Below are 17,837 nucleotides of genomic sequence, written 5' to 3'. Positions count from 1 at the left end.
GCGCATGGCACATCCCCTGGCCCTCATTGCACTCCTGCCACTGGTCGGGTTCGCCATCAATGGCACCCTGGCCACGGCATTCGGCGGCAAGAAGCTCGGCCATACGGCCTCGGCGCTCATCGGCTGCGCGATGCCGCTGGCGGCGTTCGGGCTCACGATCGCCACCTTCCTGCAACTGCAGGCGAGCGGGTTCACGCCCATCGTGGAGCCCTTCTACCGCTGGGCGGCGGTGGGCGGCACGAGCTTCGACATCGCCTTCTACTTCGATCGCCTCAGTGCGGTCATGACGCTCATCGTGACGGGTGTGGGCAGTGTGATCCACATCTATTCGACGGGCTACATGCACGACGACAAGAGCTTCGGGCGCTTCTTTGCGTACCTGAATCTCTTCCTGTTCTTCATGCTCCTGCTGGTGCTCGGGCGCTCGATGCTCGTGCTCTTCGTGGGGTGGGAAGGGGTCGGGCTCGCGTCGTATCTGCTGATCGGTTTCTGGTTCGACGATCTTGCCAACGCCAAGGCCGGCCGGAAGGCGTTCATCACGAACCGCATCGGCGACGCCGGCTTCCTGCTCGGCATGTTCCTGCTGTACCGCGCGTTCGGCACGCTCGACATGGACGCCATCAATGCGGCGTTCGCGGCGGGGCCGGTCACCATGGTGAGCGCGAGTCTGGTCGGGCTGCTGCTGTTTGTGGGCGCCACCGGCAAATCGGCGCAGATCCCGCTCTATGTGTGGCTCCCCGACGCCATGGCCGGTCCGACGCCCGTCTCGGCGCTCATTCACGCGGCCACCATGGTCACGGCGGGCGTGTACCTCGTGGCCCGCATGCATGGCGTGTATGCGATGGCCCCCGAGGCGAGCCACGTGATCGCCGTCGTGGGCGTGCTGACGGCGTTCTTCGCGGCGACGATCGCGCTCGTGCAGAACGACATCAAGAAGGTGCTGGCCTACTCCACCGTCTCGCAGCTGGGCTTCATGTTTCTGGCGCTGGGCGTGGGCGCGTATGGCGTGGCGATCTTCCACGTGGTGACCCACGCCTTCTTCAAGGCGTGTCTGTTCCTGGGCGCCGGCAGCGTGATCCACGCGCTGGGTGGGGAGCAGGACATCCGGAAGATGGGCGGGCTGCGGAAGCACATCCCGGTGACGTTCTACACGTTTGCCATTGCCACCGCGGCCATCGCGGGGATTCCGGGGCTCGCCGGCTTCTTCTCGAAAGACGAGATCCTCTGGTACACCTTCTCAAGCGAGCACGGCGGGGCGGCGTGGCTCTGGGGGCTCGCGGCGCTGACCGCGCTCATGACGGCGTTCTACATGACACGCCTGCTGTGGCTCACGTTCTTTGGCGCATCGCGCATGAGCCATGAGGTTGAGCATCATGTGCACGAGTCGCCGCTCAGCATGACCGGCGTGCTCGGCGTGCTGGCCGTCCTCTCGGCGGTTGGCGGCTACATCAAGCTGCCGCACTTCCTCGAGCCGCTGCTGCCACTGCCAAAGGTCGTGGAAGCCCTCGAGCCCATGGAGCATACGCTGCTCTACGCCTCCATCGTGATCGCGTTCGTTGGCGTCGGTGCGGCGATCGTCGTATACAGCGGCCCCGCGTCTCGGGCGGAGTCGCTCGCCAAAACCTTTGCGCCGGTGCACCGGTTGCTGAGCGGCAAGTACTTCGTAGACGAGCTCTACGAGCTCGTGATCGTGAAGCCACTGGCGTGGATTTCCGAGAACGTCCTCTTCCGTGGCGGCGACAAGCTGCTGCTCGACGGGACGCTCAATGGGCTTGGAGGCTTCGCGCAATGGACGGCCGGTCTGCTGGGCCGCCTGCAAACGGGCAGCCTGCAGCTGTACGCGCTGTTCGTGATGCTGGGCCTCGTGGGCGCCTTGCTCTGGAGCTGGCGCTATGTCTGAGGCGCTGATGCTGAACGTGATTCTGTGGCTGCCGCTGGCCGGTGCGCTGGCGCTGCTGCTGATCCCGCGCGACAAGACCAGCGAGGTGCGTGCCGTCAGTACCGTGCTGCTGGGTATCCAGTTCGTGCTGGCGCTGGTGTTGTATCGCGCCTTCGATGGCGGCGTCGATGGGCTGCAGTTTGCCACCAACGTGCCGTGGATCGCCGAGTGGGGCGTGCACTACGCCATCGGCCTCGATGGCGCGAATGTGCTGCTGGTGCTGCTCACGGCGTTCCTCGGGCCGCTGGTGATCGTGGGCGCCACGCATGCCATCGAAAAGGATGTGCGGCTCTTCCACGTGATGGTGCTGCTGCTCCAGTTCGCCATGATGGGCGCCTTCCTCGCGCAGGATCTCTTCCTGTTCTATCTGTTCTGGGAAGCGATGCTGATCCCGATGTTCTTCATGATCGGGATCTGGGGCGGGGCACGGCGCGCGTATGCGACCATCAAGTTCGTGCTCTACACGGCGTTCGGCTCCATCCTGATGCTGGCGGCGCTGATCTATCTGGCCATCCAGCTGCAGGCGCAGGGCGGGGTGGCGAGCTTCGCCTTCGCCGATCTGCAGAAGGTCACGCTGCCGCTGGCGGTGCAGATGCCGCTGCTCGGTGCGTTCGCGCTGAGCTTCGCGATCAAGGTGCCGGTGGTGCCGCTCCATACCTGGCTGCCGGATGCGCACGTCGAGGCGCCGACGCCGGGCTCGGTGATTCTGGCCGGTGTGCTGCTCAAGATGGGCACGTACGGCTTCATGAAGCTGGGCTTCCCGCTCTTTCCGGATGCCACGCGGCAGCTGACGCCCCTGCTCATGACGCTCTCCGTCGTGAGCATCGTGTACGGCGCCTGCCTCGCGCTCGTGCAGACGGACATCAAGAAGATCATCGCCTACTCCTCCATCAGCCATCTGGGCTACGTGATGCTGGGGCTCCTGAGCCTCGACCTCGTGGGCATTCAGGGAGCGATCGTGCAGATGGTGAGCCACGGGCTGGTGGCCGGTGGGCTCTTCCTGCTCGTGGGCATGGTGTACGAGCGGTGCCACACCCGCGAGCTCGCGGCGTATGGCGGCCTCGCACGGCAGATCCCGCGCTATGCGGTGTTCTTCCTGGTGTTCACTCTGGCCTCGGTGGGCCTTCCCACCACCAGCGGCTTCACCGGCGAGTTCATGTCGCTGATGGGCGCGTTCACCGCGGCGTGGCCGCAGCATCTCGATGGAAACAATGGCCCGCTGATCCTGGCGGTCGTGGCGTGCACCGGGGTGGTGCTCGGGGCGCTCTATATGCTCCGCTTCGCGCTCACCTTCCTCTTCGGGCCGACCAAGACGCCCCACGGGGAAGCGCTGAGTGATCTGTCCGGGCGGGAGACGTTCCTGCTCACGACGCTCGCGGTGGCGGTGTTCTGGCTCGGCCTCTTCCCCAACGGGGCGCTGCAGAAGACCGAGCGCGCCGCGAAGCACTTTCAGCAGGCGGTAATGGCCGCCGGGATGGTGTCCGATGCCCGGTAGTGATGTGCTGCGCACCATGCTCCCCGAGCACCTGCTGCTCGGCGGGATGGTGGTGCTGATCGTGCTTGCCCTGTTGCGCATGTCCCGGGCGCTGGCGCTGCCGGTAGCGGCGCTGGTGATCGTGGCGAGCAGTGGCGCGGCGTTCTGGTTGGCGTCGCTCGGTGTGTCGACCGAGCCGTTCCTGGGGCAGCTCGTCGTGAACCCGGTCATCTACCTGACCAAGGGGTCCCTGCTGCTGCTGGCGCTGCCGGTGCTGCTCATGTCGCGCACCGAGTTCGAGGATGTGGAGTTCCCGCTCCTGCTGCTCTGCTCCCTGTATGGGCTGGCGCTGTTGCCGAGCGCCGAGAACGCGCTGGTGCTGTTCCTCGGGATCGAACTGCTGTCGATTCCCACGTATGCGCTGATCGTGCTGGCGTTCAAGCGCCCCCAGGCGGCGGAATCGGCGCTCAAGTATCTGGTGTTGAGTGGCGCGGCGTCGGCCACGCTGCTGATGGGCTTGTCGCTGGTGTATGGCGCCACGGGCTCGATGGCCACCAGCGCGTTCACGATGGCGCTGGCTTCCGGTGATCTGATGGCCCGGACGGCGGTCGTGCTGGTGCTGCTCGCCCTGTACATCAAGGCGGCGGTGGTGCCGTTCCACGCGTGGGCACCCGATACCTACGAAGGCGCCAGCGTGCCGGTCACGGCCTACATGGCGACGCTCTCCAAGGCGGCCATCCTCGTGGTGGCGCTGCGTCTCTTCGGGAACGCCGTGCCCGCCGGGCCCATGGTCGGGATCATGGCCGGATTGCCGCTGGTGTCCATCGTCTGGGGCAACCTCGCGGCGATGAAGCAGCACTCGCTGCGGCGCATGATCGCGTACTCGAGCATCGCGCACGCCGGCTATCTCTTCTACGCGTTCCTGGGCGCGCCGGAAGGGCGGTTTGAGGCGATCACGTTCTACATCATCACGTACTCGGCGGCCAACCTGCTGGCGTTCGCGGCGCTGCCGGCGCACGCCAACGATGTCCAGCGCGATGCCATGGAATCGCTGGAGGGGCTGTTCCATCGCGACCCGATGGCTGCCACCCTCATTGCCGTGGCCATGCTCTCGCTTGCTGGCTTGCCGCCGCTCCCCGGCTTCACGGCGAAGTTCCTGATCTTCAAGTCGGTCCTGGCCGCCGGCTTCACCACGTGGGCCGTGTTGGGTCTCGTGGGCAGCTTCCTGGGCCTGTACTTCTATCTCCGCGTGATCATGCGGATGTTCATGAGCGCCGATCGTGGCGTGGTGCCGGCAACGACCGGCGCCGCGCTGTCCCGTGCGGCCGGCATCCTCTGTCTCGCTGCCACCCTGGCACTCACCATCCTCCCCGGGTGGGTGCTGGCGCGGCTGTAACGCTGCCTCAAAGCACAGCTGGAGCTGATATGCATACGCCACTCAAGCGAGGGGCTGACCTGTTGAATGATCCCGTCCTCAACAAGGGGACGGCATTCACTGAAGCGGAGCGTGAAGCGCTCGGCCTGCGCGGCCTCCTCCCGCCGCGCATCATGACCCAGGATGAACAGCTCGAGCGTATCGTGCCCGCCGTCCGCGGCAAGCCGACACCGCTCGACCAGTACATCTACCTCGTCGGCCTCCACGACCGGAACATCACGCTCTTCTACCGGCTCGTGATGGACCACCTCGAGGAGCTGATGCCGGTGCTCTACACGCCCACCGTCGGTGAGGCGTGTCAGGAGTTCGGGCGCATCTTCCGCCGGTCGCGCGGCCTCTACGTGACGGCTGAAGATGCGGGCAAGGTGCGCGAGGTCCTCGCGAACTGGCCGCACGACGACGTGCGCATGATCGTGGTGACCGACGGCGAGCGCATCCTCGGCCTCGGCGATCTGGGCGCGAACGGCATGGGTATCCCGATCGGCAAGCTCACGCTCTACACGGCGTGCGCCGGTGTGTCGCCGCATCAGTGTCTGCCCATCACGATCGACGTGGGCACCGAGAACACGGCGCTGCGCGAAAGCCATGCGTACATGGGGCTGCGGCGCCCGCGCCTGCGCGGCCCGGCGTACGACGCGCTCATCACCGAGTTCATCGAGGCGGTGCAGGAGCGCTTCCCCAAGGCCTGCCTGCAGTTCGAGGACTTCGGCAACAGCAACGCGTTCGTGCTGCTGGAGAAGTGGCGTAACCAGATCTGCACCTTCAACGACGACATTCAGGGAACGGCGTCGGTGACGCTCGGCGGTCTCTATTCGGCGTCGCGTCTCACTGGTGTGCCGCTGCACGAGATGCGGCTGCTGTTCCACGGCGCCGGCGAAGCGGGCATCGGCATTGGCGACCTGGTCGTGAATGCGATGATGCAGGCGGGGGTGCCCGAAGCCGAGGCGCGTCGGCGCTGCTGGTTCGTGGACTCGAAGGGGCTGGTGGTGCAGTCGCGCACGGACCTCGCGCATCACAAGAAGCCGTATGCGCACGATCACGCGCCCACGGCCACGCTGCTCGAGGCGGTGCACAGCATCAAGCCGCACGCGATCATTGGTGTCTCGGGGACGCCGAGCCAGTTCACGCCGGAGATCCTGCGCGCGATGGCGGTGTACAATCCGCGGCCGATCATCATGGCGCTCTCGAACCCGACGTCCAAGGCGGAGTGCACGGCGCGTGAGGCGTATACGGAGACGAACGGCGCGGCGATCTTTGCGAGCGGCAGCCCGTTTGCGCCGGTGGAGTACAAGGGCAAGGCCCACGTACCGGGGCAGGGGAACAATGCCTACATCTTCCCGGGCGTAGGGCTCGGTGTGGTGGTCGCCGAGTCCACGCGCGTGACCGAGGAGATGTTCGCCGTGGCGGCGCGTACGCTGGCCGACATGTGCACCGATGACGATCTGGCGATGGGGCGCATCTACCCGAGCCTCTCCCGCATTCGCGAGGTGAGTCAGGCGATTGCGGTGGCGGTGGCGACGCTGGCGTGGGATCAGGGGCTGGCGCGGCGCGAGCGTCCGGAGTCGATCGCGGAGGCGGTGCGGGAGGCGATGTATGTCCCGGAGTACCACAGTCTGGTGTAGGGATGGTTTGCTAACCCCTGAGAGCTCAGGGGGGAGAAATTCAGGGGGGAGAGCTCAGGACCGCGGTGGTCCTGAGCTCTCCCCCCTGATCTTCTTCGTCCTGAACTCTCGGGGGTTGAGGTCTGGCCCCCGGCACAAAGGCCTATTCCCGCCCCGCCATCTCCGCCAGTTCCGCCTGCGTATTCACATTCGCAAAGCTCTCCGCGATATCCGCGCAGTCCACCACCGTGACGTTCAGGCCGGTCACGAAGGCGGTTACCGCGCGTTCGCCGCTCGCCAGATAGGCCTCGATGGCGGGGCGCAGCGTGGCGCGGCCGAGTAGAAAGAGGGGCTGTGCCGATTCGCCGTCGTGGGGAATCACGGCATCGACGCCCGCGGCGTGCGCGGCGAGGCGGGCCACGAGGCCACGGTCGAGCTTGGGGGCGTCGCCGGGGCAGCAGAAGAACCAGCTCGATTCGATCAGCGACAGCGCCGACACGATGCCTTCGAGGGGCCCGAGGCCGGCTTCGATATCCGTGACGATGACATCGCCGAACGACGAGTAGGCGTCGAGCGACCGGTTGGCGCTGATGACAATGCGGCCGACCTGCTGGACGAGCCGCTCGCGCACGTGGCGCACCAGCGGACGGCCGTTGAGCAGTTCGAGGGGCTTGTCCACGCCACCCATGCGCCGGCCGCGACCACCGCAGAGGATGACACCGGTGATCGCCGCCTTGTCGATCACACGAGACTCCGACGTGGGATTCACTCGCCCGCCGGATTGCGCAGCTGCTCGGCCGCCCGACGCGCGAGCGGGTGCAGCTCGCCCTCGGCGAGCTGCAGGCCGTCCACGATGGCAACGAGTTCCTTGCGCATCGTCGGGGGCCAGAACTTTTCGAGATGATCGCGCACACCGTCGATCGCGTCTTCGTCCGGGTACACGGCGAAGAATTGCGCGATCTGGTTGGCCATGCGCACCAGGTCGTCAGTCGGCATCGGGGGGCACTGGGGAGTGGGGGAAGCGGACGACCTCTACAAGATCGCCGGTGCGCACCGTGGAAGCGAGCGGCAACTGCAACGCATCGGCCCAGGTCAGGGCCAGCGCCGTCGGCGCCGACACGGTGGCCAGCAGCTGGGCATTGAGGGCGGCGGCCTTGGCCACCAGCTCGTAGCTCCCGCGGCTGCTCATCAGGATGAAGCCCTGCTCAGCGAGCCGGTCCATGCGGGCCAGCGCCCCCACGAGCTTGTCGAGCGCGTTGTGGCGACCCACATCCTCGCGGGCGAGCTGAATGGTCCCCTCGAGCGTGCACCACGCGGCCACGTGGACCGAGCGCGTGGCCTGATTGAGTGGCTGGAGCGCCGGCAGCGCCTCGAGCGCCGCGCGGATCGCCGCATCGGCGACGGGAACGGGGGGCTGGCTCCGCACTGGGCGTCGGGCCTCCAGCTGCGCCAGCGATTCGATGCCGCACAATCCGCAGGCGGTCCCGCTCACGAGCGTCCGTGCCCGCTTCGCCGTGGCGTCGATTGCCCATGTCGGGATGCGCAAATCGACCCGCACGTCGCGCAGGAAGGTGGCCGTGTGGATCGCCTCGACGGCGGTCACGTCACGCAACACGCCCTCGGTGACCGCCAGCCCCACGGCGAGATCCTCCAGCGACTCGGGGGACGCCAGCAGCACCGTCCACGGTTCGCCGTTGAGCGTGATCTCCACGGGGACCTCGAGCGCGATCCCCCACGTCTGCGTGCGATCGCCAATGGCGACCATGCGTGGGTGCGCGGCGAGCGCCTCGACGGGCTCAGTCAACCGGCCGTACCTCCACCGCGGTGACCTTGTACTCCGGGCAGTTGGTGGCCCAGTCGGAGTATTCGGTGGTGACGATGTTGGCCGCCGAGTCGGGGTGGTGGAACGTCGTGTACACCACCCCGGCTGGCACGCGATCGGTCACGTGGGCGTGCAGCGTGATCGCGCCCTTGCGACTCGCCAGCTGGACGCCGTCGCCGTCACCGATACCGCGCACCTCCGCATCGGCCGGATGCATCTCCAGCACATCTTCGGGATGCCACACCGTGTTGGCCGTGCGGCGTGTTTCGGTACCCACGTTGTACTGGCTGAGAATGCGCCCGGTCGTGAGCAGCAGCGGGTACTTGCGGTTCGCGCGTTCGTCGGTCGGCACGTACTGCGTGATGAGGAAGCGCCCCTTGCCGCGCACAAAGCCCTCTTCGTGCATGATGCGCGTCCCGCGTGGTGCCGTCTGCGCGGAGCAGGGCCACTGCACGCTCCCCACCTGATCGAGATAGGCAAACGACACGCCGGCGAAGCTCGGCGTGAGGCGCGCGATCTCGTCCATGATCTCGGCGGCGTTCCGGTAGTGCATGGGGTAGCCCATCGCCGTCGCGAGGCGCGTGACGGCTTCCCACTCCTGAATACCCGTGCGCGATGGCATGGCGGGCCGCACGCGATTGATGCGACGCTCGGCGTTGGTGAAGGTGCCGTCCTTCTCAAGGAACGCCGTGCCCGGGAAAAAGATGTGCGCGTACTTGGCCGTTTCGTTCAGGAAGAGGTCCTGTACCACGACACAGTCCATGGCCGCGAGCGCCGCCGTGACGTGTTGGGTATTGGGATCCGACTGCGCGAGATCTTCGCCCTGGATGAACATCCCTCGGAACTGCCCGGCGAGGGCGCCGGCGAGCATGTTGGGAATGCGCAGCCCCGGCTCGGGGTCGAGCGACACGCCCCACGCGTCTTCAAAGCTCGCGCGCGTCGCATCGTCGGAGATGTGGCGATAGCCGGGGAGCTCGTGCGGGAACGAGCCCATGTCACACGAGCCCTGCACGTTGTTCTGGCCGCGCAGCGGGTTCACGCCCGTGCCATCGCGCCCGACCTGACCGGCGGCCATGGCGAGGTTGGCGATGCCGAGCACCATGGTGCTCCCCTGGCTGTGCTCCGTCACGCCCAGGCCGTAGTAGATCGCGCCGTTACCGCCCGTGGCATACAGGCGCGCCGCGGCGCGGAGCTCGGCGGCGGGAACGCCGGTGAAGGCTTCGGTGGCCTCCGGGCTGTTCTGCGGCTGCGCAATGAAGTCGCGCCACTGCTGGAACGATCGCGCGTCGCACCGCGCAGCCACGAAGGCCTCGTTCACCAGCCCTTCGCTGACCAGCGTATGGGCGAGGGCATTGATCACGGCGACGTTGGTACCGGGGCGGAGCTGCAGGTGATGCGCGGCCTGAATGTGCGGGCTCCGCACCAGGTCGATCCGCCGCGGATCAATCACGATCAGCTTGGCGCCCTGACGCAACCGCCGCTTCATTCGGGCCCCGAACACCGGATGCGCGTCGGTGGGGTTGGCCCCGATCACGACGATCACATCGGCATACTCGACGCTCTTGAAATCCTGCGTGCCGGCCGACGTGCCAAAGGTCTGCTTGAGACCATATCCGGTGGGCGAATGGCACACCCGGGCGCAGGTATCGATGTTGTTGTTCTGGAACGCGGCGCGAATGAGCTTCTGCACCACGTAGACCTCTTCGTTGGTGCAGCGACTGGAGGAGACGCCGCCAATCGCGCCAATTCCGAAGGCGGACTGAATGGCCTGGAACCGCTTCGCAGCTTCGGCAATGGCCTCATCCCAGCTCACCGCGCGCCATGCCTCGTGAATGCTGTCGCGCACGAGCGGGGTGGTCACCCGGTCCGGGTGCGTGGCGTACCCCCACGCAAAGCGCCCCTTCACACAGCTGTGTCCTTCGTTGGCGCCGCCCGATGGATCCGGCGCCATGCGCACCACGTCGTTTCCCTTGAGCTCCGCTTCGAAGGAACAGCCGACGCCGCAGTAGGCGCAGGTCGTCTTCACGACGCGGTCGGGCTGCCCGGCGTCGATGACCGTCTTCTCGATCAGCGTGGCCGTGGGACAGGCCTCCACACAGGCGCCGCACGACACGCACTCCGAGGCGAGGAAGCCCTCGTTCATGCCGGCACTCACCTTCGAGGCAAAGCCGCGATCGGTGATGCTGAGCGCGAAGGTCCCCTGGATTTCATCACACGCCCGTACACAGCGCGAGCAGACGATGCACTTGGACGGATCGAAGGTGAAGTACGGGTTCGATTCGTCCTTCTCGGCCACAAGGTGATTGGCGCCCTCGTAGCCGTAGCGCACCTGGCGCAGCCCCACGGCGCCGGCCATATCCTGCAACTCGCAGTTGCCGTTGGCAGGGCAGGTGAGACAGTCGAGCGGATGATCGGAGATATAGAGCTCCATCACGTTCCGCCGCACGCGCGCCACCTTGGGGGTCTGCGTCCGCACCACCATGCCGTCTTCGGCGGGCGTCGTGCAGCTGGCAGGGAGTCCACGGCGCCCCTCGACTTCGACCAGACACAGCCGGCAGGAGCCGAACGCCTTGAGGGAGTCGGTGGCGCACAGCTTGGCGATGTCCACGCCAACCTGAGTTGCCGCCTGCATGATAGAGGTGCCGGCGGGTACGGCCACCGGCATCCCGTCGATGGTGAGCGTGATCGTCATGACGCGGCCCTCGCGAGCAGGTCACCAGGGAAATGCTGCATCACACTGCGCACCGGCATGGGCGTGAGCCCTCCAAGCGCGCACAGGGAACCGAGTTCCATCGTTTCGCACAACTCTTCGAGCAGCGCCCAGTTGGCGCGGGCGTTCTCCCGCTTGCGGATGCGCTGGATCACTTCGACGCCACGCGTCGATCCGATGCGGCACGGCGTACACTTGCCGCACGACTCGTGCGCGCAGAAGTGCATGGCGAACTCGGCCTGCGCGCCCATGTCCACGGTGTCGTCAAAGGCCACAATGCCGCCGTGACCCAGCATGGCGCCGATCGCGGCGAACTGTTCGTAGCCCAGCGGAGTGTCCCACTGGGATTCCGGGAGATAGGCGCCGAGGGGGCCACCCACCTGTATGGCCTTGAGCGGGCGGCCGCTGTAGCTGCCACCGCCAAAGTCATAGACGAGCTGTCGCAGCGTCACGCCGAACGGGACTTCCACCAGGCCGCCGCGATTGATGTTGCCGGCGAGCTGGAAGGGCATGGTGCCCTTCGAACGATCCACACCATAGCCGGCATAGTGGGCCGCTCCGCGCGCGAGCACATCGGTGACGGCGGCGAAGGTCAGCACGTTGTTGATGACGGTGGGCGCGCCGAACAGACCGGCGAGGGCGGGGAGCGGCGGCTTGGCGCGCACGACCCCGCGCTTCCCCTCAAGGCTTTCGAGCAGCGCCGTCTCTTCGCCGCAGATGTAGGCGCCACCCCCCACACGCACCGCAAGGTCGAACGCGTGTCGCGAGCCAGCCACCGACGCGCCGAGCAGACCCGCCGCCCGTGCCCGATCCACGGCGGCATTCAGCACCCGGATGGCGTGCGGATACTCGCTGCGAAGGTAGACGTAGCCCTTCGTGGCCCCCACGGCGAGGCCGGCGATGATCATCCCCTCGATGACTTGGAACGGATCGCTCTCGATGAGCAGGCGATCGGCGAAGGTGCCGGAATCGCCTTCGTCGGCGTTGCAGACGATGTACTTCTGTGCACCGCTCGCCTTGCGCACGGTGTCCCACTTGATGCCGGCCGGGAACGCGGCGCCGCCGCGGCCGCGCAGTCCGGAGGCGGTGACCTCGGCGACGATCGCCTCGGGCGCCAGGCCGACCGCCTTCTGCAGCCCCGTCAGGCCCCCGTGCGCCTGATAGTCGGTCAGCGAGAGTGGATCGATCACCCCGGCGCGCGCAAAGGTGAGGCGCTGCTGCTGGGCCAGCCACGGCAGTTCGGCGACCACGCCGATGCAGCGTGCGTGCGAGGCATCGGGCGCGCCAGCGCCAAAGAGCGAGGGCACCTCGGCGGGGGTGACATTGGCGAAGCCGATGCGGCCGGTCGGCCCGTCGAGCTCCACCAGCGGCTCGAGCCAATACGCGCCACGCGAGCCGGTGCGCACGATCTCGTAGGCGGCGCCGCACGCGACGCCGCACGCGGCGACGGCGGCGGCGACCCGATCGGCGCCAACGGATTTCGCACCCGTGTCGCTGGGGATGTAGATGCGCATCGAGGCGCGGGGGGTGGTGGGGGAGTGCAACCCGCGCAGGAGGGAGGCGCGGGGTGGGGCAGACTACACCGTCGGCGAGACGGCCTCAGCCAGCAGTTCGTCGAACCGTTCGGGCGTGACACCGCCGTGGATGTCGTCGCCAATGCGGACCGCCGGCCCCAGCGCGCAGTTGCCGAAGCAGAACGCTTCCTCAAGGTGCACGCGGCCGTCGGCCGTGGTCTGGTTCATCGTGACGCCGAGCTGCCGGCAGGCGTGCGCCGCGAGCTCGCGACAGCCGACCGACTGACAGGCTTCGGCCATGCAGATCTGCACGACGGTGTCGCCAACCGGTGCTTCGCGCAGGTCCCGATAGAACGTCACGACGCCGAACACCTCCGCCCGCGAGAGATTGAACGCCTCGGCGACGGACTTGATGGCGTGCGTGGACACGAAGCCCACGCGGGCCTGGAGTTGCTGCAGCACGGGCAGCAGAAACTCCGGGTGCGTGGGCGTCGTGGCGAGCAGCTCGTCGAGGACGACCTGCTCGCCATCCACGGCGGGCGATGCGGACGCGTCCGGCGCCATGGCGCTCAGCGGTACCGCTCCATGAGCTTGTCGAGCGCCGCGGCGCCCGGGCAGAGCTTGTCGTAGGGCAGGTCCACGAGCGGCGTCTCCGGCGTGCGGAGGTAGTCGTGCATCTCGCGACCATCTTCGTTCACGAACAGCAGCCCGGTGGCGATTTCCCCGCGCGACTGGCAGGCGCGCACATGCGCGTAGGCCGACTCGCGGTTCGTCGGATCGTAATCCGGCGCCGTCGAACGGAGGCGGACCGTGGCGCCGTCATGCATCTGAACGCTGCGCACGTCCTCGCCTGTCTCCGGTACGGTGATTTCGCGGCGCAGTGGGATGAAGTCGGCCTCGACCGCTTCCACTTCGTGCTCGCGCGTGAACGCGTAGCTCTTGGTGGACCCTTCGTGGTCGTTGAACGACACGCAGGGCGAGATGATGTCGATGATGGCGAAGCCCTTGTGCGCGAGGCCGGCCTTGATGATCGGCACCAGCTGCTTCTTGTCACCCGAGAAGGAGCGGCCCACGAAGGTGGCACCGAGCGTGAGCGCGAGCAGCACCGGATCGATCGGCTGCTGTTCGTTGGCCTCGCCCTTCTTGCTCATGGAGCCCACGTCGGCCGAGGCGGAGAACTGCCCCTTCGTGAGGCCGTACACGCCGTTGTTCTCGAGCATGTACAGCATGTTCACGTTGCGGCGGATGGCGTGGCTCAGCTGGCCGAGGCCAATGGAGAGCGAGTCGCCGTCGCCGGAGACGCCGATGTAGGTGAGGCCGCGGTTCGCGGCGGCCGCGCCCGAGGTGACCGACGGCATGCGGCCGTGCACGGAGTTGAAGCCGTGCGACTGCTTCATGAAGTACGCGGTCGTCTTGGACGAGCAGCCGATGCCGCTCATCTTGCCGACGCGATGCGGCTGCAGTTCGAGCTCCCAGGCGGCCTGCACAATGGCGGCGGTCACGGAGTCGTGGCCGCAGCCGGCGCAGAGCGTGGACATCGCGCCTTCGTAATCACGGAGCGTCAGCCCGAGGCCGTTGGTGCGGGAGCTCGGGTGACGAACAGGAGGCTTGGCAATACTCGTCATGCGGTCGCTCCGGCGGTCGGCGCCGCCACGTGGGTCGAGACGGCGTCCACCACGGTCTTGGCCGTGAGGGGCATCCCGCCGTAATCGAGAATGGGCGTCATGCTGTCGCGGGGGAGGCCGGTTTCAATGGCCAGCAGCGCCCGCAGCTGCGCGTCGCGGTTCTGTTCGATCACGAAGTTCGTGCTGTGGCTGTCGAAGAACGCCTTCACTTCGGCGCTGAAGGGGAAGCCGCGGATGCGCATGACATCCACGAGGATCCCCTTGGCCTTGAGCTTGTCGGCCGCTTCCCGCACGGCGGCGTCGCAGCCACCGATGGTGACGAGGCCGATCTCGGCGCCCGGCTGGCGGATGATTACCGGCTGCGGCACATGATTGGCCGCGCCGTCGATCTTGCGCTTGATGCGATCGACGAGCTCGAGGTAGGCGTCCGAGTCTTCGGTGTAGGCGGCGTGCTTGTCGTGGCCGGAGCCGCGCACGAAGTACGCGCCCTTGCCGCCCACGCCGGGGAGCGTACGGGCGGCGATGCCATCACCGTCCACATCGAGGTAGCGCGAGAACTTCTGGACCTTCTCCAGCCCGGCGGCATCGAGCACCTTGCCGCGATCGGGGCGGTAGCTGTCGTCCCACTTCAGCCGCGGCACCATCCAGTCGTTCATGCCGATGTCGAGATCGGTCGCCACGAACACCGGCGTCTGGAAGCGCTCGGCGATGTCAAAGCTCTGCACCGCCATCTCAAACGCTTCGCCCGGGTTGGCGGGGAAGAGCACGATGTGCTTGGTGTCGCCGTGCGAGGCATACGCCAGCGACATGAGGTCGGCCTGTTGCGTGCGCGTGGGCATGCCCGTGGCCGGGCCGCAGCGCTGCACATCGAAGAAGACGGCCGGAATGTCGGTGTAATAGGCGAGGCCGATGAACTCCTGCATCAGCGAGATGCCGGGGCCCGACGTGTTGGTGAAGGCGCGCGCCCCCGCCCAGCCGGCGCCGATCACGATCCCGGCGGCGGCGAGTTCGTCTTCGGCCTGGAGAATGGCGTAGTTGTGTACGCCCGTTTCCTTCTCGACGCGGAACTTCTCGCAGAAACCCTTGAACTGCTCCATCAGCGCGGTGGCCGGCGTGATGGGGTACCAGGCCCCCACCGTCGCGCCGGCGTACACCGCCCCGAGTGCGCAGGCCGTGTTGCCGTCGATCAGGATGGAGCCGCTCGTGGCGTCCATCTTCTCGAGGCGAAACGGCAGCGGGCAGTGGAAGTTCGCCTTGGCGTAGTCGTAGCCGAGGCGAATGGCTTTGTGGTTGGAATCGAGCAGCTTCGGCTTCTTGCCGTACTTCTCGGCGAGCATGCTGCTGATGACGTCCATGTCGATGTCGAGCAGCGCGGCCAGCGAGCCGGCGTAGACGATGTTGCGGAGCAGGGTGCGATCACGATCGCCCTGGAAGTTCTCCACGCACATCTTGCCGAAGGGGATCCCCAGAATGGTGATCCCTTCGCGCACGAGGTCCGGATCGAGCGGCCAGCTGGAGTCGTACACCAGGTAGCCGCCGGGGCGCACCGTGGCCACGTCCTTGGCGTAGGTGGCCGGGTTGAGCGCGACCACGAGGTCCACTTCGCTCGGACGCGCCGTGTAGCCGTCCTTGCTGACGCGGATTTCGTACCACGTGGGCAGCCCCTGGATGTTCGACGGGAAGATGTTCTTGCCCGTGACCGGGATGCCCATGCGGAAGATGGCCTGCATGAGGAGGCCGTTGGCACTGGCCGAGCCGGTGCCGTTCACGGTCCCCATCTTGAACGAGAAATCGTTGATACCGCTCATACGCCCACCAGTCCGGGGATCAAGGCTGCGATCGGCTTCTTGAGGTCGAAGAGGCGCATGTCCCACGCCGCCGTGGGGCAGCGTTCGGCACACAGGCCGCAGTGCACGCAGACGTCCTCATCCTTCACCATGACGCGCTTGGTCTGCGGCAGCGCTTCGGACACGTAGATCGCCTGCGAGAGGTTGAGCGCCGGCGCCGACAGCTTGGGGCGCAGCGCCTCTTCCGGCTCCTCAGGAATGATCGTGAGGCAGTTCGTGGGGCAAATGTCCACGCACGCATCGCACTCGATGCAGCTCTTGGCGGTGAAGTGCGTCTGGATGTCGCAGTTGAGGCAGCGCCCCACTTCGGTGGCGACCTGCTCCGCGGTGAAGCCGAGCTCCACTTCGGTGTGCAGGTCCTTGAAGCGCGTCACCAGATCTTCGTGCTGCATCTTGGCGCGCTTGGCCGTTTCGTAGTCGTTGTCGTACGCCCACGAATGCATGCCCATCTTGGCGCTCACGAGCGTCATGCCGTAGGGCGGGCGATCGTGGTCGACGTGCTTGCCCTGGCACTGCAGATCGATGGAGATCGCCGCCGCGTGACCGTGCGCCACCGCCCAGATGATGTTCTCCGGGCCCCACGCCGCGTCGCCCCCGAAGAAGACCTTCGGGTGCGTGCTCTGGTGCGTGGTCTTGCTGACGATCGGCATCCCCTTGCTGTCGAAGTTGACGCCGATGTCGCGCTCGATGAACTCGAAGGCGTTGTCCTGACCGATGGCGAGGATGACCTGGTCGCAGGGGATGATGGTCGTGCCCATCACCGTGCTGGTCTGCTTGCCGTTGGCGTCTTCGGTCCACTGGAGGATTTCGAACTCCATACCGACGAGCTTGCCGTTCTCGATGACCATGCGCTTGGGCGCGTGGTTCTCGATGATCTCGACCTGCTCTTCCTCGGCGTCTTCCAGTTCCCACGGCGAGGCCTTGAAGTACTTGCGGCCACGGCGGGCCACGACCTTCACATCAGTGGCGCCGAGGCGCTTGGACGTGCGGCAGCAGTCCATGGCCGTGTTGCCGACGCCGATGATGATGACCTTGGGGCCGATCGACTCGATGTGCTTGAAGTGCACGTTGGCGAGGAACTCGATGCCGATGTGCACCTGATCGGGCGCGTCCCAGCGGCCGGGGATATCGAGCTCCTTGCCCTTGGGGGCGCCGGCGCCGACGAACACGGCGTCGTAGCCGTCGTCGAGCAGCGCCTTGAGGCTCGTGACGGGCGTGCCGTACTGCATGTGCGCGCCCATGTCGATGATGTAATCGCACTCCTCGTCGAGCACCTGCTCCGGCAGGCGGAACGACGGGATGTTGATGCGCATCAGACCACCGGGCGTCGCGTTCTTCTCGAAGATCGTGACGTCGTAGCCCAGCGGGAGCAGATCGTTGGCGACGGTGAGCGACGCCGGTCCGGCGCCGATGAGCGCGACCCGCTTGCCGTTCTTGACCGACGGCGCCTTGGGGAGGCGATCCTTGATTTCGTCGCGGTGATCGGCGGCCACGCGCTTGAGGCGGCAGATGGCGACCGGCTTCTCTTCCACGCGCCCACGCCGGCAGGCGGGTTCGCAGGGGCGATCGCAGACGCGACCGAGAATGCCCGGGAAGACGTTGGATTCGCGGTTGAGCAGGTAGCTCTCGGTGTACCTGCCCTGGGCGATCAGGCGGATGTAGCCTGGAACGTTCGTGTGGGCCGGACAGGCCCACTGGCAATCCACGACCCGGTGGTAGTATTGCGGGTCGGAGACATCGGTCGCTGCCATTTGTTTGGGGGTGCGTGGGGGAGTGTCGCGCGTACTCTAGCTACGGTGTGTCAGGGACCACTGTTGAGCAAGCAGGAACGGTCAGTCCGCTCACATTAGAGTGGATGATATTCCATAAA

At 66.7% G+C, this 17,837-nt stretch carries 13 protein-coding genes; 4 read left to right on the top strand and 9 right to left on the bottom strand.

Features of this window, described 5'->3' with window-relative positions:
* Nucleotides 1–4 precede the first annotated feature (4 nt).
* Genes nuoL through K2R93_13150 form a run of 4 tightly spaced genes read left to right on the top strand, consistent with a single transcriptional unit; the run spans nt 5 to nt 6,470 of the window.
* The gene (gene nuoL, locus K2R93_13165; GenBank protein ID MBY0490785.1) at nt 5–1,900 is read left to right on the top strand and encodes an NADH-quinone oxidoreductase subunit L; all 1,896 of its coding nucleotides are present in this window, start codon (nt 5–7) and stop codon (nt 1,898–1,900) included.
* Entirely contained in the window at nt 1,893–3,434 is a 1,542-nt protein-coding gene (locus K2R93_13160; GenBank protein MBY0490784.1) for an NADH-quinone oxidoreductase subunit M, read from the top strand. The genes nuoL and K2R93_13160 overlap by 8 nt, the downstream gene beginning before the upstream one ends.
* On the top strand, nt 3,424–4,809 hold the full coding sequence (locus tag K2R93_13155) for an NADH-quinone oxidoreductase subunit N (protein ID MBY0490783.1): 1,386 nt from the start codon (nt 3,424–3,426) through the stop codon (nt 4,807–4,809). Before K2R93_13160 ends, K2R93_13155 begins: the two co-directional genes overlap by 11 nt.
* Nucleotides 4,810–4,838: 29 nt before the next feature.
* A complete protein-coding gene (locus tag K2R93_13150; protein ID MBY0490782.1) occupies nt 4,839–6,470 on the top strand; it encodes an NAD-dependent malic enzyme in 1,632 nt (543 codons plus the stop codon).
* A gap of 142 nt (nt 6,471–6,612) precedes the next feature.
* Here K2R93_13150 and mobA read toward each other — a convergent pair whose 3' ends face one another.
* The 9 genes from mobA to K2R93_13105 form a co-directional block, all read right to left on the bottom strand.
* Nucleotides 6,613–7,194, bottom strand: a complete 582-nt coding sequence (gene mobA / locus K2R93_13145; protein MBY0490781.1) for a molybdenum cofactor guanylyltransferase — start codon at nt 7,192–7,194, stop codon at nt 6,613–6,615.
* Between the two features lie 20 nt (nt 7,195–7,214).
* Nucleotides 7,215–7,445, bottom strand: coding sequence for a formate dehydrogenase subunit delta (locus tag K2R93_13140; protein MBY0490780.1), 231 nt, complete (start codon nt 7,443–7,445; stop codon nt 7,215–7,217).
* On the bottom strand, nt 7,435–8,253 hold the full coding sequence (fdhD, locus tag K2R93_13135) for a formate dehydrogenase accessory sulfurtransferase FdhD (protein MBY0490779.1): 819 nt from the start codon (nt 8,251–8,253) through the stop codon (nt 7,435–7,437). Before fdhD ends, K2R93_13140 begins: the two co-directional genes overlap by 11 nt.
* On the bottom strand, nt 8,246–10,963 hold the full coding sequence (fdhF, locus tag K2R93_13130) for a formate dehydrogenase subunit alpha (GenBank protein MBY0490778.1): 2,718 nt from the start codon (nt 10,961–10,963) through the stop codon (nt 8,246–8,248). The genes fdhD and fdhF overlap by 8 nt, the downstream gene beginning before the upstream one ends.
* Nucleotides 10,960–12,495 (bottom strand): formate dehydrogenase, encoded by a 1,536-nt coding sequence (locus K2R93_13125; GenBank protein ID MBY0490777.1) that lies wholly within the window; start codon nt 12,493–12,495, stop codon nt 10,960–10,962. The genes fdhF and K2R93_13125 overlap by 4 nt, the downstream gene beginning before the upstream one ends.
* 63 nt (nt 12,496–12,558) lie before the next feature.
* A complete protein-coding gene (locus tag K2R93_13120) occupies nt 12,559–13,059 on the bottom strand; it encodes an NAD(P)H-dependent oxidoreductase subunit E (protein ID MBY0490776.1) in 501 nt (166 codons plus the stop codon).
* Nucleotides 13,060–13,064: 5 nt separating this feature from the next.
* Nucleotides 13,065–14,120 carry a 2-oxoacid:ferredoxin oxidoreductase subunit beta gene (locus K2R93_13115; GenBank protein MBY0490775.1) on the bottom strand — a complete coding sequence of 352 codons (1,056 nt, stop codon included), beginning with the start codon at nt 14,118–14,120 and terminating at the stop codon, nt 13,065–13,067.
* On the bottom strand, nt 14,117–15,928 hold the full coding sequence (locus tag K2R93_13110) for a 2-oxoacid:acceptor oxidoreductase subunit alpha (GenBank protein MBY0490774.1): 1,812 nt from the start codon (nt 15,926–15,928) through the stop codon (nt 14,117–14,119). The genes K2R93_13115 and K2R93_13110 overlap by 4 nt, the downstream gene beginning before the upstream one ends.
* Nucleotides 15,925–17,718, bottom strand: a complete 1,794-nt coding sequence (locus K2R93_13105; GenBank protein MBY0490773.1) for an FAD-dependent oxidoreductase — start codon at nt 17,716–17,718, stop codon at nt 15,925–15,927. The genes K2R93_13110 and K2R93_13105 overlap by 4 nt, the downstream gene beginning before the upstream one ends.
* Nucleotides 17,719–17,837 lie beyond the last annotated feature (119 nt).

This window comes from Gemmatimonadaceae bacterium, from assembly GCA_019752115.1.
Lineage (GTDB): Bacteria > Gemmatimonadota > Gemmatimonadetes > Gemmatimonadales > Gemmatimonadaceae > Gemmatimonas.
Note: the sequence above shows the minus strand (reverse complement) of the source record. Positions and strands in the feature narration are given on the sequence as shown.